This window comes from Pseudomonas sp. W4I3, from assembly GCF_030816195.1.
GTDB lineage: Bacteria > Pseudomonadota > Gammaproteobacteria > Pseudomonadales > Pseudomonadaceae > Aquipseudomonas.
Map to the genome: position 1 here is coordinate 2,980,266 of NZ_JAUSXS010000001.1, position 22,701 is coordinate 3,002,966.

Here is a 22,701-nt window from a genome sequence, read left to right on the forward strand (position 1 = left end):
ACCATGCTTTCCAACCCTAACATCGACCTGGTGTCGCGCTTTCTTCGCCTGCCTCTGGAACAACGCCAGCAGTTCTATCAACGCCTGCAGGGTCGGGGCATGAGTTTCGCGCAACTGCCGATTGCCCCGACGCGTCACGATACCGCCACCTTGCCGCTGTCCTATGCCCAGGAGCGCCAGTGGTTTCTCTGGCAGTTGGACCCAGGCAGCGCCACTTACCACATCCCCGGCGCCTTGCGCTTGCACGGGCGCCTGGACCTGGCGGCACTGCAGCGCAGCTTCGACAGCCTGCTGGCCCGCCACGAAAGCCTGCGCACGCAGTTGGTCGAGGAGGGTGAGCAGGTGTGGCAGGCGGTGCTGCCCCAGGCGCGCGTGCAGATTCAGCAAGCGCAGATCGACGAGGCGCAGTTGCTGGCGCGAGTGGAAGCCGAAGTGGCGCGGCCTTTCGATCTGCACCAGGCGCCGCTGCTGCGCGTGACCTTGTTGCAGCTGGCTGACGATGAGCATGTGCTGGTGATGGTGCAGCACCACATCGTGTCCGATGGTTGGTCGATGCAGGTGATGGTCGAGGAGCTGGTGCAGTTGTACGCCGCCTACAGTCAGGGCCAGGACCTGCAACTGCCGCAGCTGCCGATCCAGTACGCCGACTACGCCCTGTGGCAGCGCGGCTGGATGGAAGCCGGGGAGCGGGCGCGACAACTGGCCTATTGGCAGGCGCTGCTGGGCGGTGAACAACCGGTGCTGGAGTTGCCGCTGGACCGTCCGCGTCCCGCGCAGCAGAGCCATCGCGGCGCAAGCTTGCAGGTGCAGCTGCCCCCCGAACTGGTGGCTGGCCTCAAACGCCTGGCGCAGCAGGAGGGCGTCACCCCGTTCATGCTGCTGCTCGCGTCGTTCCAGACCCTGTTGTATCGCTACAGTGGGCAGTCTGACATCCGCATTGGCGTGCCGGTTGCCAACCGTAACCGCGTCGAAACCGAGCGGCTGATCGGTTTTTTCGTCAACACCCAGGTGCTCAAGGCTGACCTGGATGGGCAGATGAGCTTTGTCGAACTGCTGCAACAGACCCGGCAGCGCTCGCTCGAAGCCCAGGCCCACCAGGACCTGCCGTTCGAGCAATTGGTGGTGGCGCTGCAACCCGAGCGCAGCCTGAGCCACAACCCGCTGTTCCAGGTGATGTTCAACCATCAGACCGACGCCCAGGGCGGACGCGGCGCCCAGCAACTGCCGGGCCTGCGCGTGGTGGAGCTGGAGTGGGACAGCCACACCACGCATTTCGACTTGAGCCTGGACACCCACGAGTCGGCCGAGGGACTGTGGGCGGCGCTGAACTACGCCACCGACCTGTTTGACGCGCCAACCATCGAGCGTTTGGCGCAACACTGGCAGCAACTGCTGCAGGCGGTCGTCAGCGCACCGCGCAGCCGTCTGGGTGAGCTGCCGATGCTCGGTGGCGGTGAGCAGCGGCGCATGCTCCAGGACTGGAACGCCCCGGCCTGCACCCGCCAATTGCAAGGTGTGCACCGACTGTTCGAGGCGCAGGCCGCCAGGCAGCCCGAGCGCCAGGCACTTGCGCTGAACGAGCAAAGCCTCAGCTACGGCGAGCTGAACCGCCAGGCCAACCGTCTGGCGCATTACCTGATCGCCCAGGGCGTCGGCCCGCAGGCCTTGGTCGGCATCGCCGCAGAGCGCTCCTTTGCCATGGTGGTCAGTTTGTTGGCGGTGCTCAAGAGCGGCGCCGCCTATGTGCCGCTGGACCCTGAGTACCCCCGCGAGCGTTTGCTGCACATGCTCGAGGACAGCGGCGTGCGCCTGGTGTTGACCCAGTCGCACCTGCGTGATCGCCTGCCATTGCCGGCGCAGGTGCAGGCGGTGGAGATCGACCTCGCCCAGGCGCAGTTGGCCTTGTGTGCCGAACACAATCCCGTGGGTACTTTCGAACCGCAAAGCCTGGCCTATGTGATCTACACCTCCGGCTCCACCGGCAAGCCCAAGGGCGTTGCCATCAGCCACGCTGCGTTGAGTGAGTTCGCCGGGATCGCCGCCGAGTATTCGCAGCTGGTCGCGCAGGATCGCGTGTTGCAGTTCGCGACCCTGAACTTCGACGGCTTCGTCGAGCAGCTCTACCCGGCCCTGACCCTCGGCGCCACGGTGGTGCTGCGCGGCCCACAGCTGTGGGACGGCGCCGAGTTGTACCGGCAGATCATCAAGCAGGGCATCACCCTGGCCGATTTGCCGACCGCCTACTGGAAGCTGTTTTTGCAGGACTGCCTGGCGGCGGGTTCGCGGCCTTACGGCGCCTTGCGCCAGGTCCATATCGGCGGCGAAGCCATGCCACTGGACGGCCCGCTGTTGTGGCAGCGAGCGGGTCTGGGCCATGTGCGCCTGCTCAACACTTACGGGCCGACCGAGGCCACCGTGGTCTCCAGTGTGCTGGACTGCACCGACCCCAATGTGATCAGCGGCGTGACTGCCAGCCCGATTGGCCGTGCGGTAACTGGGCGTGGCTTGTTCGTGCTTGACCGCGATCTGAACCTGTTGCCCGTCGGGGCCGTCGGCGAGCTCTACATTGCCAGCGCCAGCGGCCTCGCCAGCGCGTATCTGCAGCGCCCGGGCCTGACCGCCGAGCGCTTTGTCGCCAACCCATTCAGCGCGCCCGGCGAGCGGCTTTACCGCACCGGCGACCTGGCGCGTTATCGCGCCGATGGGGTGGTGGAGTACGTGGGGCGGGTCGACCATCAGGTGAAGATCCGCGGTTTCCGCATCGAACTGGGCGAGATTGAAACCTTGCTGCTGGCCCAGGACAGCGTGCGTGAAGCGCTGTTGCTGGCCGCTGACCAGCAACTGTTGGCGTACCTGGTGCCCACGCACCCGTTGAGCGACGCCGAGCGCGAGCGCACCTGCGCGCAATTGCTGGTCACCCTGCGCGAGCACCTGCCGGATTACATGGTGCCAGCGCACCTGATCGTTCTCGACCGCATGCCGCTCAACCCCAACGGCAAGCTGGACCGCCAGGCCCTGCCCAAGCCCGACGCCAGCGCGACTCAGCCGGACTGGCTGGCGCCGGTCACGCCGTTGCAGCAGCAGGTCGCCGCGATCTGGGCGGATATTCTCGACGTTGAACAGGTCGGTTTGAACCAGCACTTCTTCGAACTGGGTGGGCATTCACTGCTGGCGATGCAAGTGGTGTCGCGCATTCGCCACACGCTGCAGCGTGAGGTGCCGCTCAAAGCGTTGTTCGAACACCCGCGCTTGGATGCATTCGTCGCCGCATTGCAGTCCCAGGACAGCCAGGTGCCGGCCGCTCCGGCCTTATTGCCGACAGGGCGCGGGCAACCTTTGCCGCTGTCCTACGCCCAGGAGCGCCAGTGGTTCCTCTGGCAATTGGAGCCCCACAGCGCCGCGTACCACATCCCCAGTGCGCTGCGCCTGAAAGGGCAGTTGGACCCGGTTGCGTTGCAACGCAGTTTCGACGCCTTGCTGGCCCGGCATGAAAGCCTGCGCACCTATTTGCGTCAGGATCACGCGCGCACGGTGCAAGTGATCGAGCCGCAGGCGTCGTTGCAGATCGCTCACGCCGAGGTCGACGAAGCCGAACTCCAGGTACAGGTCGAGGCGCTGATCGCGCAGCCGTTCGACCTGGAACGTGGCCCGTTGCTGCGCGTGTCGCTGCTGCGCCTGGCTGCGGATGAGCATGTGCTGGTGCTGGTGCAGCATCACATCGTCTCCGATGGCTGGTCGATGCAGCTGATGGTCGAGGAGCTGGTGCAGCTGTATGCGGGCTACAGCCAGGGCCTTGATGTGCAGCTGCCGGCGCTGCCGATTCAGTACGCCGACTACGCCGTATGGCAGCGTCACTGGATGGAAGCGGGTGAGAAGGAGCGCCAGTTGGCGTACTGGCGCGACCGGCTGGGCGGCGAGCAAAGCGTACTGGAGCTGCCGTTCGACCACCCGCGCCCGGCCGTGCAAAGCCATCGTGGTGCACGTCTGGCCTTCGAGCTGGCCCCCGAGCTGACTCAAGACCTCAAGGCCCTGGCTCGGCAACAGGGCGTGACCCTGTTCATGTTGCTGCTCGCGTCGTTCCAGACCTTGCTGCATCGCTACAGCGGCCAGGAGGAAGTGCGCGTCGGCGTGCCCATCGCCAACCGCAACCGCAGCGAAACCGAGCGTCTCATCGGTTTCTTCGTCAACACCCAGGTGCTCAAGGCCGATCTGCATGGGCAGATGAGCGTCGAGCAGTTGCTGCAACACACCCGCCAGCGCGCGCTGGAAGCCCAGGCCCATCAGGACCTGCCGTTCGAACAGTTGGTGGAAGCCCTGCAACCGGAGCGCAGCCTGAGCCACAACCCGCTGTTCCAGGTGATGTTCAACCACCAGACCGACGTCGGCCAAGCCCAGGTCCAGCAGCAACTGCCGCACCTGCTGGTCGAAGGGCTGGAGTGGCAAAGCAAGACCGCGCATTTCGACCTGGACCTGGATATCCAGGAATCCACCGAAGGCATCTGGGCCACCCTCGGTTATGCCCAGGACCTGTTCGAAGCCAGCACCGTGCAACGCATGGCGCGCCACTGGCAGAACCTGCTGCAGGGCATGGTCGCCGACCCTCGGCAGCAGCTCGGCCAGTTGAGCCTGCTGGACGCCGCCGAGCAGCAACAGATCCTGACGCTGTGGGACCGCAGCGCATCCGGCTTTTCGGCCCAGCGCCTGGTGCATGAGCTCGTGGCAGATCGTGCGCGGGAAACCCCGGATGCGGTGGCGGTGAAGTTCGCCGACCAACAGCTCACCTACGGCGAGCTGGACCGTCAGGCCAACCGCCTGGCCCACGCACTGATCGCCCGTGGCGTCGGCCCGGAAGTGCGGGTGGCCATCGCCATGCCGCGCAGCGCCGAGATCATGGTGGCTTTCCTCGCCGTGCTCAAGGCCGGTGGCGTGTACGTGCCCCTGGACATCGAATACCCGCGTGAGCGCCTGCTGTACATGATGCAGGACAGCCGCTCGCGGTTGCTGCTGACCCATTCGTCCGTTCAACAACGCTTGCCGATCCCGGACGGCCTGCAAGCACTGGCGGTGGACCAGCTACAAGCCTGGTCCGATGAGCACGACGCCGCGCCGAATGTGGCGCTGGACGGCGACAACCTCGCTTACGTGATCTACACCTCCGGCTCCACCGGGATGCCCAAGGGCGTGGCGGTATCCCACGGGCCGTTGGTCGCGCACATCATCGCCACCGGCGAGCGCTATGAAACCAGCCCGGCCGATTGCGAACTGCACTTTATGTCGTTCGCCTTCGACGGCGCCCACGAAGGCTGGATGCACCCGCTGATCAACGGCGCCAGCGTGTTGATCCGTGACGACAGCCTGTGGCTGCCGGAATACACCTACGCGCAGATGCATCGGCACAACGTGACCATGGCAGTGTTCCCGCCGGTGTACCTGCAACAACTGGCCGAACATGCCGAGCGCGACGGCAACCCGCCGGCGGTGCGCGTGTACTGCTTTGGCGGGGATGCCGTGGCGCAGGCCAGCTATGACCTGGCCTGGCGTGCACTGAAGCCGACCTACCTGTTCAACGGCTACGGCCCCACCGAAACCGTGGTCACGCCGCTGCTGTGGAAGGCGCGTAAGGGCGACCCGTGCGGCGCCGTGTACGCACCCATCGGCACCTTGCTCGGCAACCGCAGCGGTTACGTGCTCGACGCCCAACTGAACCTGCAACCCATCGGCGTGGCCGGCGAGCTGTACCTGGGCGGTGAGGGCGTGGCGCGGGGTTACCTGGAACGTCCGGCCCTGACCGCCGAACGTTTTGTGCCGGACCCGTTCGGCAAGCCCGGCAGCCGCGTGTATCGCAGCGGCGACCTGACCCGCGGGCGCCCGGATGGGGTGGTGGACTACCTCGGCCGCGTCGACCACCAGGTGAAAATCCGCGGTTTCCGTATCGAGCTGGGCGAAATCGAAGCGCGCCTGCGCGAGCAGGCAAGCGTCGGCGAAACCGTGGTGGTGGCCCAGGACGGCCCGACCGGCAAGCAGCTGGTGGCTTACGTGGTGCCGCTGGACCCGGCCCTGCTGAACGATGCCGCCGCCCAAACCGACGGCCGCGAAGCCCTGCGCCGCGCGCTGAAGACCCGCTTGCCGGACTACATGGTGCCCACGCACCTGATGTTTCTGGAACGCATGCCACTGACCCCCAACGGCAAGCTGGACCGCAAGGGCTTGCCGATGCCGGATGTGAGCCTGATGCAGCAGGTGTATGTGGCGCCGCAGAGCGATCTGGAGCACAAAATCGCTGCGATCTGGTCCGACGTACTGCGCCTGCCGCGAGTGGGCTTGCATGACAACTTTTTCGAGCTGGGCGGCGACTCGATCATTTCGATCCAGGTGGTCAGCCGTGCGCGTCAGGCCGGGGTGTGGTTCTCGCCCAAGGATTTGTTCCAGCACCAGACCGTGCAGAGCCTGGCGGCGGTCGCCCGCGAAGGCGAGGGCGCGGTGCTGCTGGATCAGTCGGCGCTGACCGGTGAGTTACTGCTGCTGCCGGTGCAACAGGCGTTTTTCGCCGATGACATACCTGAACGTCACCACTGGAACCAATCGGTGGTGCTGCAACCGCACCAACCGCTGCAGGTACCGCTGCTTTTGGCCGCGCTCCAAGCATTGATCGTTCACCACGACGCGCTACGCAGCACTTTTGTGCAGGGGCCGCTGGGCTGGAGCGCGGCGTACCGTGGGCCCGAACAGCACCAGGCCGACCAGGTGCTGTGGCAGACCCGCGTGAATACCGCCGACGAACTTGAAGCCCTGGGCGAAGAAGCCCAGCGCAGCCTCGACCTGAACGCGGGGCCACTGCTGCGCGCGGTGCTGGCGCAGTTGGCCGACGGCTCCCAGCGCTTGTTGCTGGTGATCCATCACTTGGTGATCGACGGCGTGTCCTGGCGCATTCTGCTCGAAGATCTGCAAAGCTCTTACCAGCAACTGGCCCAGGGCGCTGCTGTGCAACTGCCGGCCAAGACCAGCGCCACCCGCGCCTGGGCCGAGCGCCTGCAGACCTATGCGCGCAGCACAGCCCTGCAACACGAACTGGCCTGGTGGCAGACACAATTGCAGGACAGCCCGTGCGGCTTGCCGGGTGCAGACCCGCAGGCCAGCCTGAGCAATCGTCTTGCCCTGAGTGTGACGACGCGTTTGGACCCCACCTATACCCGTCGCCTGCTGCAGGACGCGCCGAGCGCTTACCGCACCCAGATCAACGACCTGTTGCTGACCGCCCTGGCCCGTGTGATCACGCGCTGGACCGGCGATGAGTCGATGTTGATCAGGCTTGAAGGCCATGGCCGCGAAGACCTGTTCGACGAGATCGACCTGACCCGCACCGTGGGTTGGTTCACCAGCCTCTACCCCTTGAAGCTGCAGCCGGCCGCCACCTTGGCCAGCTCCCTCAAACAGATCAAGGAACAACTGCGCGCTGTCCCCGACAAAGGCCTGGGTTTTGGCGCGTTGCGTTACCTGGGCGATGCGAAGGCCCAGCAGGCATTGGCCGAGCTGCCACGCCCGCGCATCACGTTCAACTACCTGGGGCAGTTCGACGCCAGCTTCGACAGCGCTGAGCAACACGGGCTGTTTGCGCCGTCCGGTGACGCCAGCGGTGCCGAGCAAAGCCCGGATGCGCCGTTGGGCAACTGGCTGGAAATCAACGGCCAGGTGTATGGCGGTGAGCTGAAGTTGAATTGGAGCTTCAGCCAGGCCATGTTCGCGCAAGCGACCGTCGAGCAACTGGCCGATGCCTACGCCGAGGAGCTACAGGCCCTGATCGACCACTGCTGTGAACCTGCCAACCAAGGCGTGACGCCCTCCGATTTCCCGCTGGCGCGTCTGTCCCAACGTCAGCTGGACGACTTGGCGCTGAACGCGGCCGAGGTCGAAGACCTGTACCCGCTGTCGCCCATGCAGCAAGGCATGTTGTTCCAGTCGCTGTATGGCGAAGGCTCGGGTGACTACATCAACCAGATGCGCATCGACGTGCGGGGCCTGGATGTATCGCGCTTCCATCAGGCGTGGCAGGCAGCGGTGGAGCGTCATGAGATTCTGCGCAGTGCTTTTGTCTGGCAGGCCGAGCTGGAGCAGCCGCTGCAGGTGGTTTACAAGCACGCTCGCCTGCCGTTTGTCGAACTTGATTGGCAGGCCCGCGAAGACGTTGCCCAGGCCCTCGACGGCCTGGCCGAGTCGTCACGGGCCCAGGGCTTTGTGCTGGAGCAGGCACCGCTGTTGAGCTTGACCGTGGTGCGCACCGGTGCGTCGAGCTATCACTTGATCTATACCAATCACCACATCCTGATGGACGGCTGGAGCGGTTCGCAGCTGTTCGGCGAGGTTCTGCAGCACTACGCGGGTGAGCCGTTGCCAGCGCCGACCGGGCGATATCGCGATTACATCGCCTGGCTGCAAGCTCAGGACAAGGCGGTCAGCCAGGCGTTCTGGAAAGACCAGTTGATCGGCTTGCAGGAGCCCACGCGCTTGGCCCGTAGCACGCAAGCCCAGCAGGACATGAGCCTGGCGGTCAATGGTGAACATCGCCTGAGCCTTGACGCAGCGCAAACCGGACGTCTCAAAACGTTCGCCCAGCGCAACAAGGTGACCCTCAATACCTTGGTGCAGGGCGCCTGGCTGTTGCTGCTGGCGCACCATACCGGGCAACCGACCGTAGCCTTCGGCGCGACGGTAGCAGGGCGTCCGGCGCAATTGCGCGGGATTGAGCAGCAGGTCGGTCTGTTCATCAACACCTTGCCGGTGGTGGCGACCCCGGATGCGCAGATGCCGGTCAGCCAGTGGTTACAGCAGATCCAGCAGCAGAACGTGAGCTTGCGCGAGCAGGAACACACACCGTTGTTCGAGATCCAGCGTTGGGCCGGCTTGGGCGGCGAGGCGCTGTTCGACAGCATCCTGGTGTTCGAAAATTACCCGGTGTCCGAGGCCTTGGAGCAGGGCGCCCCATCCGGGCTGCGCTTTGGCACGGTGCGCAGCCTGGAGCAGACGCACTACCCATTGACCGTGTTGTTGGCGATTGGCGACAACCTGGGCCTGGAGTTCAACTACGACCGCCAGGCCTTCAGCGCGGCCCACATCCAGCGCCTGGCCGAGCACTTCCAGCAACTGCTGATGGCATTGGCAGATGATGCCTCCCGGCGTCTCGGCGCTTTGCCGTCCATGGCCGCCGCCGAGCGCGAAACGGTGGTGCGGGCATGGAACGCTACGGCTGCGGCATATCCGCTGGATCAAGCGGTGCATCAGCTGATCGAGGCACAGGTGGAGCGCACGCCGCAGGCTGCGGCGCTGGTGTTTGCCGGGCAGACCTTGAGCTATGCCCAATTGAACGCCCGGGCCAACCGTCTCGCCCATCGCCTGATGGCCGCCGGTGTTGGCCCGGATGTACTGGTTGGGCTGGCGCTGGAGCGCTCGACCGAAATGGTCGTCGGTCTGCTGGCGGTGCTCAAGGCGGGCGGTGCCTATGTACCGCTGGACCCGGAATACCCGCGTGAGCGGCTGGCCTACATGCTGCAGGACAGCGGTGTGCAACTGCTGTTGACCCAGGCCCACTTGCAGGCACAACTGCCGCTGCCGGCAGGGGTGCAAAGCCTGGTGCTGGAGAGCGGCGATGCCTGGCTGGACGCTTTCAGCGACGGCAACCCGAACATCGCAATACACGGCGAAAACCTTGCCTATGTGATCTATACCTCCGGCTCTACCGGTCAGCCCAAGGGCGCTGGCAACCGCCATCTCGCGCTGACCAATCGGCTGTGCTGGATGCAGCAGGCGTATGGCCTCGGTGTTCATGACAGTGTGCTGCAGAAAACCCCGTTCAGCTTCGACGTGTCGGTGTGGGAGTTCTTCTGGCCGCTGATGACCGGCGCACGGCTGGTGGTGGCCGCACCGGGAGACCATCGTGACCCGGCCAGGCTGGTGAGCCTGATCAATACGCAGCACATCACCACGTTGCACTTCGTGCCGTCGATGCTGCAAGCCTTCCTGCAGGACGCGGACGTCGCCTCGTGCCACAGCCTGCAACACATTGTGTGCAGTGGCGAAGCGCTGCCCGCAGACGCCCAGCAGCAGGTCTTCGCCAAGTTGCCCCGCGCCGGTTTGTACAACCTGTATGGCCCGACCGAAGCGGCCATCGACGTGACCCACTGGAGCTGTGTCGAGGAAGGTCGCGACGCCGTACCGATTGGCCGGCCGATCGCCAACCTGGCGTGCTACGTGCTGGACGACAACCTGGAACCGGCACCCGTCGGTGTGTTGGGCGAGTTGTACCTGGGCGGTGCTGGCCTGGCGCGAGGGTATCACCGTCGCCCGGCGCTGACCGCCGAACGCTTCGTGATCGATCCGTTTGGCAGCGGCGCGCGCTTGTATCGCACCGGCGACCTGGCGCGCTACCGCGACGATGGCGTGATTGAATACGCCGGGCGCATCGACCATCAGGTAAAACTGCGGGGGCTGCGCATCGAACTGGGTGAAATCGAAGCGCGCCTGCTGGCGCTCGACAACGTCCGCGAAGCCGCGGTGCTGGCCGTCGACGGCACCCACTTGGTCGGTTACCTGGTGCTGCAAGCCGCCCACGGGGATTGGAAGGAACAGGTGGTTGCGCATCTGGCCGAGCAACTGCCGGACTACATGGTCCCGGCGCAGTGGGTCGTGCTGGCGCAGATGCCGCTGAGCCCGAACGGCAAGCTGGATCGCAAGGCATTGCCCAAGCCTGAGGCCCACAGCACCGAGCAGTACCAGGCGCCGCGTAGCGAGATCGAGCAGCAGGTCGCGGCGGTCTGGCGCGAGGTGCTGGATGTGGAGCGTGTGGGATTGCACGACAACTTCTTCGAACTGGGTGGCCATTCGTTGCGGGTACTGATGCTCAAGGAGCGTATCCGCAAGGTCAGCGGTGTGAATGTGTCGGTCAGCCAGTTGATGCTTAACCCGACCGTGGCGGGTCAGGTCAAGTGCTTGCAGGGGGATAGCCGAGCTTCGTTGATCGTCAAGCTCAACCAGCAGACGCAAGGCACGCCGTTGTTCATGTTCCACCCAAGCTTTGGGTCGGTGCATTGTTACACCGCGATTGCCTTGGCACTGCGCGAACAGCGCCCGGTATTCGGGGTGATGTGCCGTGCGTTGGCCGAAGAAGGCGCTGCGGTGCCGCAATGGCAAGTGATGGTCGAGGATTACACCGCACAACTGCTGATGGCCCAGCCCGAGGGCGCGTTCCGCCTGGCGGGTTGGTCATTGGGTGGCAACCTGGCGATGGAAGTGGCGCACGGCCTGGAGCAAGCGGGGCGTGCAGTGGAGTTTGTGGGGTGGATTGATGCCGCACCGCCGCAATGGGTCAAACCCTATTGGGATGCGGTGGATCCTGGGGATGGCCGCGAGGCTTCGGCCAACGAGCGCCGCGCTGCGCTGTTGGGCGTGATGTTCCCGCCGTTCGCCGAGGCGATACAGCTTGCCTGGGCCCAATGCCAACGCGACACCGAGGATGAAGCGCAACAATGGCAAGGCTTCGTGACCTGGGCTGAGCAGGCCTTGGGTGACACCTTTACCGCGATCAAGGAGCAATTGCTGCACGGTAACGACGCGCAGATCTCATGGGACGTCGATCGCGCGCTGAGCGAACGAATGGTGGCGGCCGACTTCAAACCGATCAAGGCGCCAGTCAGTTGCTGGTGGGCGTCCATGAGTCGGGCAGGGCGCTTAAAGGACCTGATCGAGCAGCAGATGGCGAGCGTGATCAGCCAGGGCCGCATCGAGCGCTCGGTGATGATCGAGACTGACCATGACGGCATTGTGGACAGCGCTGTGTTCATCAGCAGCTTGGTGGAGGCGATGGGGTAACCCATATCAAAAGTGAGAGGGGGCTTGCCCCCGATTGCGGTGTCACAGTCAACAGATGTACTGACTGACACACCGCCATCGGGGGCAAGCCCCCTCCCACATTTGGATCCCCATTACTTCATCGATTGGGGCGCTTATCGCAGTGCGATCAGAAGTCCCAGCGGGTGCTGACCATCACGTTGCGTGGCTCGCCGTAAGCGGCCGAGTTATAGAAACCGACGTTGGTGTAGTAGGACTTGTCGAAGATGTTGTTGAAATTGACCGTCGCCGACAGGTTCTTGGTGACCTGGTAACGGGTCATCAAGTCCACCAGCCAGTAGGATTCCTGGGTGATGTCCTGGTTGGTTTGGAGTGGCTGGTTCCAGATCTCGTTCCAACCCTTGGTCTGCCAACGTACGCCGCCGCCGACGGTGAACTTGTCCAGGTCACCCTTGAGCTTGTAGGTGGTGTTCAGGTTGACCTGATGTTCGGGCTCGAAGGTGGAAATTTTCTTGTCGTTATCATCACGCACGATTTTATGGGTGTAACCACCTTGCACTTGCCAGCCTGGGCTCAACTCACCGGAGATTTCCGCTTCGTAGCCCTTGGTCACGGCCTTGGAACCCTTGAACGCATAGTTTTGCGGGGTCGGCGTCTGGTTGTTGTACGCATCGTCCGAGATCGCACGGTTGGTCTCGTGCACCTCAAAGTAAGCGATGCTGGTGTTCAGGCGGCCGCCGAAGAACTCGCCCTTGAGGCCCAACTCGTAGTTTTGCCCTTCGTCCGGTTCCAGCAGTTTTTCGTTGCGGTCTTTATAGGTACTTTCCTGTGGCTGGAAAATATCGGTGTAGCTGGCATAGGCCGAGAAGTTTTCGTTGAGGTCGTAGATCACCCCGGCGTAGGGGATGAACCGGCCGGTTTCCTTATAGGAAGGGTTGTTGCCTGTAACGTGATAGTTGGCCACGCGCCCGCCGAGGATCACGTTGAGGTCATCCATCACGTTCAAGCGCGTGGTCACGTAGTAGCCTGTCTGGCGGATGGTGTCATCGATGTACTGCTGGGCCGGGCCGTAGATAGGCTTGGCGAGGTGGCCATTCCAGTTATAGAAATCGACTTTGTTGCCCCCTGGCCATTCCGGTGACCAGTAACCCTTGCCCTGCCAGCGCGAGGTACCGATCGAACCGCCCACCACCAGCTCGTGTTCGCGGCCGAACAGGCTGAAAGGCCCGGTGGCGTAGAGGTCGGCGGAGGTGCTTTTGGTTTCGCCGGTGTACTTCTGCCCATTGATTTCGGCGGTGCCGTCGGCGGCCGGCTGGACGAACTGAATCGAACCAAGGTCGGCGTGGTAGCCGTTGATCTTGTGGTCAAGCTGGAACTTGGTCACCCAGCCATCACCCAGGTCATGTTCGAGCATGGCGAACGCGGTACGGGTGTTCTGCTCCCAGGAGCTCCAGGTGGTGCCGTTGTTGTACGAGCGCGGCATTTTGTTGATGCTGCCGTTGGAGTTGACCAGCGGGAAGGAACCCGACCAGCTCGAACCCTGTGGAATGTTGTCCTGGTAGTCGAAGCCCACGGTCAGCATAGTGTCCGGGGACAGGTCGAACTCGGTAATGCCGTAGTAGGTTTCGGTCTTGCGCGAGTAATGGTCCATGAAGGACTTCTTGTCCTGGTACGCAGCGACCGCGCGCCCACGGATATTGCCGCTGTCGGTCAAGGGCCCGCTGACATCCACTTCGCTGCGGTAGTTGTCCCAGGAACCGGCGCCCAGTTGCACATGGCCTTTGAAGTCCGAGGTCGGCTTCTTGCGGATCAGGTTGATGGTCGCGCCCAGGGAGCCCGCCCCATTGAGCAGGCCGGTAGCGCCCTTGAGGACTTCGACACGGTCGTAGATCGCCATGTCGCTTAAGGTGTTGCCCGCCGAATAGCCGACGTTACGCACGGTGGACGGAATACCGTCGTACTGGAAGCTGTTGACCGAAAAACCACGGGAATAGTAGTTGGTACGGTCGCTGTCATAGGCCGACACCGTGATACCCGGCGTGTGGCGCATCACGTCATCCATGTTGTTGAGGCCGAAGTCCTCGATGTGCTGGCGGGTGACTACTGTGATCGACTGTGGGGTCTGCCGTGGCGTCAGGGTCAGGCGCGTGGCCGTGGCGATGGTGCCTGGGGTGTAGGAGCCCGAGCCTTCAGTCACGTTGCCCAGGTAGTTGGCGGTGACCTCGGTCGGACTCAGCTCCAGCCCGCCACCGGTACTGGCGGCTGCCACGGTAAGGGTATTGCCGTTGAGGCTGTAGGTGGTCTGGCTGCCGTTGAGCAATGCATCGATGGCCTGCTGCGGCTGCATCTTGCCGTTGACGGCGCGACTGTTCTTGCCCTGCACATCGCCCGGGCTGTACAGCACTTGCACGTTGGTCTGGCGACCAAATTCCTGCAGCGCGCTCCCCAGCGGCTGTGCAGGAATGTTCAACTCGATCTCCTGGGCTTGCACGTAGCCTGCAATCGGCAGCGACACTGCCAGCGCCAGGGCACTCGGAAGAAGGTTCATGTTCAGGGCCCTGCGCATGGATAACGCTTTGCTCAGGGGGCTGAGACCGAGTCGTGCTGGCATGGATGATTTCTCTTCTAGGTTTTAAGTGGGCAGCTTCAGTATCTATTGAGGGTAATTCTCATTACCACTAGTGAGACGTTCTTACCTTCAAAAACCGGAAAATAGAATTCACGCGTACTCCATTTCGTGCACCACCTGACCTGCGCGCAGCCGCACCAGTTGGTCGGCGATGTCGAAATAACGGTCGTCGTGGCTGATCACGATGATGGTCTTGCCCAGGCGCTTGAGGTCCGGCAGCAGCTCGGTGTAGAAAATCCGGCGGAAGGCCGGGTCCTGGTCGGCGGCCCATTCGTCGAACACCAGCACCGGGCGTTCTTCCAGCCAGGCATTGACCAGTGCCAGGCGCTTGCGCTGGCCGGTGGAGAGGTCGGTGGTGCTGAACACACCGTCCTTGACGCTGACCTTGTGCGCGATTTCCAGGCGTTCCAGGTACTGGGTGGCGCTGTCCAGGGACTGGGCGGCGCTGCCTTGCACCAGGTCGTCGAACAGGTAGTAGTCGGAAAACACCGTGGTGAACAGCTGGCGATAATCGTCGCGCTCAGGGTCGGTGACCGCTTCGCCGTTCAGGCGAATCTCGCCGGCCTGGGGCGAGTACAGGCCCAGCAGCAGTTTGATCAGGGTGGTCTTGCCGCTGCCGTTCTCCCCGACGATGAACACAATGTCGCCTTGCTTGATGCTCAGGTTGATCGGCCCCAGGTGGAACGGCTCGCTGCCCTCGACCGCGGGCGGGCTGTAGCTCACGCCGCGCAGTTCGAGGCTTGTGACCACAGGTTTCGGCGCTTCGCTGTCGTCCATCAACAGGTGCGGTTCGGGCGATGAGAAGCGCTCCGACAGCTCGCTGATGCGGCCAAAGGCAATCTTGGCCTTGCCCACCACCGGCAGGTAACCCAGCAGGTGCTCCAACGGGCCTTTCATGTACAGCAGCACCAGCACGAAGCCAGTGATCACGGTGGGGTCCGGGTTGGGGTTGTATGCCTGCATCGCCAGGGCCAGGCCAATGACCACAAAGAACAGCATCGAGCCAAACGTCTTGGCGAGGATGTAGATGTTGACCGAGCGCACCTGGATATCGCTGATGCGGTCGGCGGTTTCCTGGATGCGATGGGTGTTCATGCGAAACCGTCGCGGCCGGTGCATGCGCAGCTCCTTGGCGCCCGACGCGATCGCGTTGTAGTAACGCTGCAACTCATCCTCATGGCTGCGCGCCAGGTCGAAGCCCTGGATGCCTTTGCCGCCTGCGATGAATTGCACGGCGCTGCCGATGATGATCGCCACCACCATCATCAGGAACATCGGTACCGACAGGTAGGCCAGGTAGCCCAGGCAACCGAGGGTGACCGTGGCCGCGATGGCCAGGGGGGTGAACGCGAAGGAAAAGTCGCTGATGGTGTCGACGTCGTGGGTCAGCACCGGGATCAGGCGGTGGGAGCGATACCGCTCGATCTGCCCGATGGGCGCCGACAGCACCTTCTCGCCCAGATCCTTGCGCAGCGCGGCGATGATCCGTTGCCCGACGTAGTTGGTGCCGATGTCGGAAATGATCGAACTGACCAGCGCCACCACGCACAACGCGGCAAAGGTCAGGACCACGCCCTGGGTCATGCCGCTGGCCGAATGCAGTGCGTTGTTGATCGTGGCCAGCAGCAGGGTAATGGCCAGGCCGCCCACCATGCCGAGGGCGACGGAGACCGTCACAATGGTGCGAAAGGGCCGGAGCAGGGCAAGCAAGCCTTTGAAGGCGCCGCGTTTGGGGTCGGTCATAAATACATCCCGGAGAGTGAAAAGAGGGGCTGGGCACGCAGACCCTTACCCATGACAAACGAAGCATCGGCGCGACTATTTAGCGCGGTGCGCCCGGCGGTGCCGGCGCGGGATAAATCGCGCGTAGGTTGGTTCGTTCTTGTTGTGTAGGCGCACGGGTATTCACGCCGTGCGTATTCCTTCTGCGAGAGCGAACCAATGACGAAAAAGAACCTGGTGTATGTGTGGTCCCTGAGAAATGCCGCCGCCGACAAGGCCGGGCAGCCGGTGGCCTACAAGGACCATGAGCGCTACATGAAGTCGGTGCTGGAGTTTCTGGTGGGCTCGCTCAACGACACTGCGCTGGGCGATGCCTACAACCTGGTCGGGGTGGTGTATGACGACGATGAGCAAAACCCGCGGGATCAGGCGCTAGTCGCCGATTACGGTTTCGCTTACGTGCCTGGCCGCCAATGGCTGTACCCGGCGGACCTGCGCGTACAGGGCACGCTGGTCAATGACCTGTTGCTGAGCGTGCCATCGACCTATCGTCGCCTGCCACGGGGCAGCGCCGAACATGTCGCCGGCAAACAGGATTTCGAACGCCGCCTGCACGACACCCTGGTCGAGCTCAAAGCTGACATCGTGGTGCTCGATGGCTTGTTGGTGATCCTCGATGAACTGGTGCGCCCAGGCGCGCCGTTTGCGCGGCGCATCATGAACATCCATCCGGGTATCACCCGCATCGAATCGCCTTACGAACGCCGCGGCGCCTATGCCACCTGGAATGCGCTCTACGGTGCACGTGGGCAGACGGTGGTGGACTGGGCGACCAAGGCCACCACGCCGTCGGAGCCGCTGTACCTCACCGGCGCGTCGTTTCACTACGTGGACAACGGTATCGATTCCGGCGAAGTGTTCCACGACGTGTTGAAGACCGAGATTTCACCGCAGGACACGATCCTCGAACTGCGCTGGAACAACTTCAACAACAGCCTGTTCCCGGCGTTGCATGAAGGCCTGGAACTGTTGGCCCAAAAAGGCTGAATGCAGTTCCAATGTGGGAGGGGCAAGCCCCCTCCCACATTGGATTTGTGTGTGGCTTAGAGATCGCGCACTACCCGAAAGCCAATCCAGTCACCCCGCGTCTGCGGGTAGATGTTGTTGCGGTTGCCTGAACGGGAAAACACCGGTGCCTCGCCCCAGTCATTGCCGCGAATCTGGTAGGCCTCACAGTTGGGCTCCACCCAGGCGCTGCCGTCGGTCGGCGCGCCGATGTAGTTCGCGTGCTCGCAATCGGCAACCCGCTCGTACACGTTGCCATGCATGTCATACAGGCCAAAGGCGTTCGGCGGGTAGCTGCCCACCGGCGACGAATAGCTGTAGCCGTCCGCCGGGCCGTAGGTGTTGGCGTGTTCGGCAATGCTGTAGCCCTTGCCTTCGTCGAACGGGAAGGGGAATGGCCCGTTGGTGCCGGCGCGGGCCGCGTATTCACGTTGGGCCTCGCTGACCATGTGGTAGTTCTGCCCGGTCTTCTTCGACAGCCAGCTCACGTAGCGCTTGATGTCGTCCATGTCCATGCACACGGCTGGCTGGCGTGGCCCCTGGGGGTAGCGTGGCTTGCTGGCGATGCATTCGCGGCCGGGGCGGTCATCGCCGTTGGCGATGGTGACGCCGGTCTGGCGCACGTAGCTGTCCCACTCGCCGGCAGTGATGTGGAAACGGCTCATGGCGAAGGGCTTGGCGAAGGTCACTTCATGCATCGGGCCTTCGTCGGGCTCGCGGCCCACTTCGTCTTCCGGAGTGCCCATGGTGAAGGTGCCAGCGGGCAGCACCACCATTTCCGGGCAGTCCTTGCAGTCCTTGAAGACTTTGCCCGGTTGCGCTGCCGCCGCCTGGGCCAGGCCGGGGAGCAGGGCGCTGCACAGCGCGGTCAGCGCCAGGGCGGGCAGGGGTGTGAGTCGAAATGGCGTCATGTGAGCGTCTCGTTCAAAGAAAAAAGGGTTCACAACCGCGGGCTCAGCAGTGCCATGAAACGCTGGATTTCATCCGAGTTGTTGAGCAGGCCGGGGGAGGTACGGATCACCGGGCCGACATCGCGGTCCACCGCGTCGATCACCACACGGTTTTTCAGCAGGTGCGCCGCGACTGCGTCGCTGTCCTGGCCCTTGACCCGAAAGAAGGTAAAGCCCGCCGACAGTTCAGGGCTGCGCGGGGTGACCAGTTCTATCTGCGGATGCGCCAGCAATTGCTCTTTAAGTTCGCTATTGAGTGCATGGATACGCGCTTGCACCGGGGCCTTGCCCAATTGCAGGTGCAACTTGAACGCTTCGTCGGCGGCCCAGCGATGCTCGAAGGCGTGGTAGCCGCCGGGCGTCATGGTGGTGGCGAAATTCGTGTCTTCGGAGAAGGTCGGCACCATCGGCGTGACGTACTTGTTTTCGGCATCGCGTGCGCACACCAGGCCGGTACCGCGCGGCCCGAACATCCACTTGTGGGTGCCAGCAATGAAGAAGTCGCAGTGCATGTCCGTAAAGTCGAGGTTTTCCACGCCGAAGCCATGCACACCATCGACCACGTAGAGGATGCGGTCGTTGTCGTCGCGATGGCGGTTGTGTTCATCGACCAGTCGGCCTATTTCGCCGATGGGCAATTTGACGCCACTGCCCGACTGCACCCAGGTCATGCCCAGCACCCGTGTGTGGGGGCGGATATTGCGCTGGATGTTGCCGATAATTTCATCGGCCGACACGCGGCTGGCGCTCTCGAACAGGCGGATGCGGCGCACCTGGGTGCCTTCCCTGCGCACGCGAAAATCCAGCACGTTCTGCGTCGCGTAATGTTCGTGCTCGGTGGTGAGGATTTCCTGGTCGGCGCGCACCTTGATCCCACCGTAGATCATCGCCAGCCCCTCGGAGGTGCTGCCGGTCAGGGCGATCTGTGGCGGCGTGGCGTTCAGGTAGCGCCCGGCCCACTCGCGCACCTGGCCTTCACGTTTCCAGGTTTCCTGCAGGTCCCAGTCCATCGCCAGGCCGGGGTTGCGGTCGATCTGCGCGCGGTAGCGCTCAATGGCCTCGCGCACCGGCCTTGGGTGCGAGGCCACCAGGAAGTTGGAAAAATGCAGGTAATCCGGGTCCTGGTTGAACAGCTGTTTCAACCCTGCCCATGGGTCGTTCGGGGTGGCCGCCGACAATTGCGGTATCAGCGCGGCGCCCAGCGGCAGGCTGGCGGCGAAGACCCCGGCCTGCTTGAGGAATGTGCGGCGGTCGCTCATGGGTTTACTTCATGGTTGGCCAAGGGTCTGGCGGCTTTCTGCACCTGGTCCCACACCCGCATGAAGTTACCGCCCCACAGCTTGGCGATATCGGCTTCGGAGTAGCCGCGCTGAATCAGTTCGGCGGTGACATTGCGCACCTCGCTGACGTTCTCCCAACCCTGGAGACCGCCGCCGTCATTGAAGTCCGAGGCGATGCCGACGTGGTCGATGCCGATCTTGCGCACGGTGTAGTCGATGGCATCGCCCCAGTCCTTGAGGGTCGCCTTGGGTTCTTCTTCGAGAATCGCGTACAGCTCACTGGCGTACTGGCCGAAGCGTTGTTCGGACCACGCGGCAATGATCGCGTCGCCCGGCATCAAGGCCATCGCCAGGTTCGGCAGTGGCGGCAAGTCGAAGCGCGCGCGCAGGGCGTTGAGCTTGTCCTGGGTCGGCTGGCTCAGCGGGCGCAGGTAGGCAGGGAAGCCCACCACTTGCACCACGCCGCCACTGCGTTTGATCAGTTGCAGCTCCTTGTCACTGAGGTTGCGCGGGATGTCCACCGACGCCCGTGGTGCCGAGTGGGAGGCCACCATGGGCGTGCGGCTCAATTGCGCGACCTGTTCCAGCGCCTTGGTCGACATCTGCGACACGTCGATGATCACCCCGAGGTCGTTGAGGCGCGCCACCGCTTGCTGGCCAATGGGCGACAGGCCCTCGAGGGCATCGGTGGTGTCATTGAAGAACGGCAGCGGGCGCGATGAATCCGCCCAGGCGTTGTTGCCGATGTAGCTGAAGCCGAACATGCGCATGCCGCGTGCCGCCCACAGGTCCAGCTGATTCAGGTCGTCGCCCAGCGGGTAGGCGTTGAGCATGCTGATGAAAATCGCGAACTTGCCTTCGCCGTGGAGGCGGCGCATGTCGTCCGGGGTATAGGCGATGCCCACCTGGTTGGGAAAGTCGCGGACCATGCCGGAGATGATTGTGTAGCGCACCTCTTGCTCGTGGCGGGCCTCTTCGACGAAACCGTCGGTGGGTTTGTGCGGGGCGTTGGGGCCGTTCCAGATTTCCGGCCAGCCGAAGATAGTCAAGGCCGCGGCGGACAGGCGGCCACGCGACGCTTTGGCCAGGTCGAACTGGCCGCTGCCATCCTTGTCGGCTTCATTGCCGGCGGTGCCGAAATCCATGGGCACGGTGATATGGCTGTCGAACGACAACAGGCGGTCCTGCATGTCATTGGCTTGCTTGATCACCTCCAGCGGGTAGCCGGCGTTACCCTTAAACCAGTGATCCCAAACCAGAAAACCGGCCCCGGCAGCGACGGCCAGAGCCAGCGGCAGGCCAAGATACAGCGCCTTTTTCGAACGTGGTTTTGTCATTGCCATCTCAGTCAGTTGAGGCCCTTGCTATCAGGGAAGAACGAGCGATGGCCGGGGAAATTTAGCGGGCGGTGCAGGGCGGTTAAATTTCACCAGGCCGCAAACGTTCTAGCTCTGATTAAGCCGTTTCCTAAGGTAGACAATGACGATCTCTCGACGTGGGTTCATCGCAGGCCTGGCGCTGACCGGCGCGGCGGTGCCTGCGGCCTTTTATGCCCATCGCGAGCTGACACGGGAAGAGGAATTCCCGATCACCCCCGGCGAAGCCACGGTCGACCTGGCCGACACCCAGGGCCAGCACCTGGCCAATACCTTGCGCGGCGTGTGGAGCCTGCGCCTGGAAGGCCGCGATGCCGGCCTCAAGGGCCTGCCGTTGGAAGGTCTTGAGTTGCTGCTGGATATTGCCCCCCGGGGCCGTGGCCTGCGCGGTTACCTGGACACCGCCGAGAACCTGCGCGCCGACGGCGAGCCGCGCTACCGCGTATTGGGCGACTTGCTGACGGGCGAGGGCGCCTTGCTTTACTGGCGGCTGATCGACCGCGATTCGGCGGCGGGCATTGCGGCCTATGAATTCAAGATGAGCCTGGATGAAGTCTGGGCCGACTTCGGTAATGCCGGCAGCGCCACCCTCAGCGGGCAGATCCTCGATCTTGCGCGGCCCTTGGCATTGACCGAGCGCGACAACCGTTTTATCGCGCACAAACAGCTGTTCCCCGAAGCCCGCCAGCGTATCGGCCTTAACCCGACCCTGCTGGCGTGGCTGATTGCCCCCGAACACCGGCTGTTTCACCAACTGTGGCACGCCACGCGTGACCAATGGCACAAACTGTCCGAGGAAAAACGCAAGGCCCTGCGCGGGATTGGCTGGCAACCCGGGCCGCGTGGCCAGGAGCGTGATGCGCGGGGCAAGCGCAAGGACCGCAACGGCTCAGGCATCGACTTCTTCTTCATGCACCGTCATATGCTTGGCACTGCCCGTTCCCTGCAGGACTTGCCGTCATGGCCGCATTTCCCCGAGCCGCAACCGGCGCTGGAGCGCGATCGCCTGGGCTTTGTGCGTTACTTCGACAACCACGACGGCTTTGCGCTGCCGCCGTGCTGGTCGGCCCCGGATGACGCCGACTACACCCAGTGGGTCAGCGACATCAAGGCCGCCGAGACCTACCACAGCAATTTCCAGGTGTGGGAATCCCAGTACCGCGACCCACGCTACCTGGCGCGATTGACGCTGGGCCAGTTGGGCTCGGAGATGGAGCTGGGCCTGCACGACTGGCTGCACATGCGCTGGGCCTCTGTGCCGCGCGACCCGTCCAACGGCGCACCGGTGCCGTTTGCCCGCGACCCTGCGGATTTTGCGGCGCGCTGGTACGCACCGGAGAACGACTTTCTCGGCGATCCATTTTCATCCCATGTCAATCCGGTGTTCTGGCACTTTCATGGCTGGATCGATGACCGTATCGAAGACTGGTTTCGCGCCCACGAACGGTTCAATCCCGGCGAGGTGACCCGGCTCGAGGTCAACGGCGTGCCCTGGTTCGCGCCGGGGCGCTGGGTGGAAATCGGCGATCCCTGGCTGGGCCCGGACACCCACGGCTGCAGCACCACGCCGGGATTGCAGCAGGGACGCTCGATGGAAATGGACCCGGAAATCATGAAGCTCGCCCTGCGCATCACTTTCAACGACGATGAAGAACGGCTCAAAGGCCTGTTCAAGCGCGTGCCGCAACGACCCTGGTATGCGCGGCACCTCAAGGTCAACCGCAACGCGTAAGGATCGGCGCATTACCTGTGGCGAGGGAGCTTGCTCCCGCGAAGGCCTCCCAATCGACACAGAAGATGGGGGCAGCTTCAGGACTGCTGCGCAGCCCAGCGGGAGCAAG

The 22,701-nt window shown here is 63.6% G+C and carries 8 protein-coding genes; 3 read left to right on the forward strand and 5 right to left on the reverse strand.

Features of this window, described 5'->3' with window-relative positions:
* Nucleotides 1-3: 3 nt before the first annotated feature.
* The gene (locus tag QF045_RS13795) at nt 4-11,859 is read left to right on the forward strand and encodes a non-ribosomal peptide synthetase (RefSeq protein ID WP_306492671.1); all 11,856 of its coding nucleotides are present in this window, start codon (nt 4-6) and stop codon (nt 11,857-11,859) included.
* 148 nt (nt 11,860-12,007) lie between these two features.
* Here the strand turns inward: QF045_RS13795 and QF045_RS13800 are convergent, their stop codons facing one another.
* The gene (locus QF045_RS13800; protein WP_306492672.1) at nt 12,008-14,449 is read right to left on the reverse strand and encodes a TonB-dependent siderophore receptor; all 2,442 of its coding nucleotides are present in this window, start codon (nt 14,447-14,449) and stop codon (nt 12,008-12,010) included.
* A 108-nt stretch (nt 14,450-14,557) separates the two neighbouring features.
* Nucleotides 14,558-16,210 (reverse strand): cyclic peptide export ABC transporter, encoded by a 1,653-nt coding sequence (locus tag QF045_RS13805; RefSeq protein ID WP_306492673.1) that lies wholly within the window; start codon nt 16,208-16,210, stop codon nt 14,558-14,560.
* Between the two features lie 198 nt (nt 16,211-16,408).
* Here QF045_RS13805 and QF045_RS13810 point away from each other — a divergent pair, with 198 nt between their 5' ends.
* On the forward strand, nt 16,409-17,236 hold the full coding sequence (locus tag QF045_RS13810; protein WP_306492674.1) for a N(5)-hydroxyornithine transformylase PvdF: 828 nt from the start codon (nt 16,409-16,411) through the stop codon (nt 17,234-17,236).
* Between the two features lie 56 nt (nt 17,237-17,292).
* On the opposite strand, the gene QF045_RS13815 is transcribed toward QF045_RS13810, so the two are convergent.
* The 3 genes from QF045_RS13815 to pvdM are packed head-to-tail and all read right to left on the reverse strand — an operon-like array spanning nt 17,293 to nt 20,821.
* Complete coding sequence (locus tag QF045_RS13815) at nt 17,293-18,165, reverse strand: formylglycine-generating enzyme family protein (RefSeq protein ID WP_306492675.1); 873 nt, start codon at nt 18,163-18,165, stop codon at nt 17,293-17,295.
* Between the two features lie 29 nt (nt 18,166-18,194).
* Complete coding sequence (locus QF045_RS13820) at nt 18,195-19,463, reverse strand: aminotransferase class V-fold PLP-dependent enzyme (RefSeq protein WP_306492676.1); 1,269 nt, start codon at nt 19,461-19,463, stop codon at nt 18,195-18,197.
* Nucleotides 19,460-20,821 carry a pyoverdine-tailoring dipeptidase-like protein PvdM gene (gene pvdM / locus QF045_RS13825; RefSeq protein WP_306492677.1) on the reverse strand — a complete coding sequence of 454 codons (1,362 nt, stop codon included), beginning with the start codon at nt 20,819-20,821 and terminating at the stop codon, nt 19,460-19,462. The genes QF045_RS13820 and pvdM overlap by 4 nt, the downstream gene beginning before the upstream one ends.
* A gap of 142 nt (nt 20,822-20,963) precedes the next feature.
* Between pvdM and QF045_RS13830 the strand changes: the two genes are divergently transcribed.
* Nucleotides 20,964-22,592, forward strand: coding sequence for a PvdJ/PvdD/PvdP-like protein (locus QF045_RS13830; protein ID WP_306492678.1), 1,629 nt, complete (start codon nt 20,964-20,966; stop codon nt 22,590-22,592).
* Nucleotides 22,593-22,701 lie beyond the last annotated feature (109 nt).

Coding starts and splice junctions, on each gene's coding strand:
- QF045_RS13795 (WP_306492671.1), top strand. CDS start 4: ATGCTTTCCAACCCTAACATCGACCTGGTGTCGCGCTTTCTTCGCCTG.
- QF045_RS13800 (WP_306492672.1), bottom strand. CDS start 14,449: ATGCCAGCACGACTCGGTCTCAGCCCCCTGAGCAAAGCGTTATCCATG.
- QF045_RS13805 (WP_306492673.1), bottom strand. CDS start 16,210: ATGACCGACCCCAAACGCGGCGCCTTCAAAGGCTTGCTTGCCCTGCTC.
- QF045_RS13810 (WP_306492674.1), top strand. CDS start 16,409: ATGACGAAAAAGAACCTGGTGTATGTGTGGTCCCTGAGAAATGCCGCC.
- QF045_RS13815 (WP_306492675.1), bottom strand. CDS start 18,165: ATGACGCCATTTCGACTCACACCCCTGCCCGCCCTGGCGCTGACCGCG.
- QF045_RS13820 (WP_306492676.1), bottom strand. CDS start 19,463: ATGAGCGACCGCCGCACATTCCTCAAGCAGGCCGGGGTCTTCGCCGCC.
- pvdM (WP_306492677.1), bottom strand. CDS start 20,821: ATGACAAAACCACGTTCGAAAAAGGCGCTGTATCTTGGCCTGCCGCTG.
- QF045_RS13830 (WP_306492678.1), top strand. CDS start 20,964: ATGACGATCTCTCGACGTGGGTTCATCGCAGGCCTGGCGCTGACCGGC.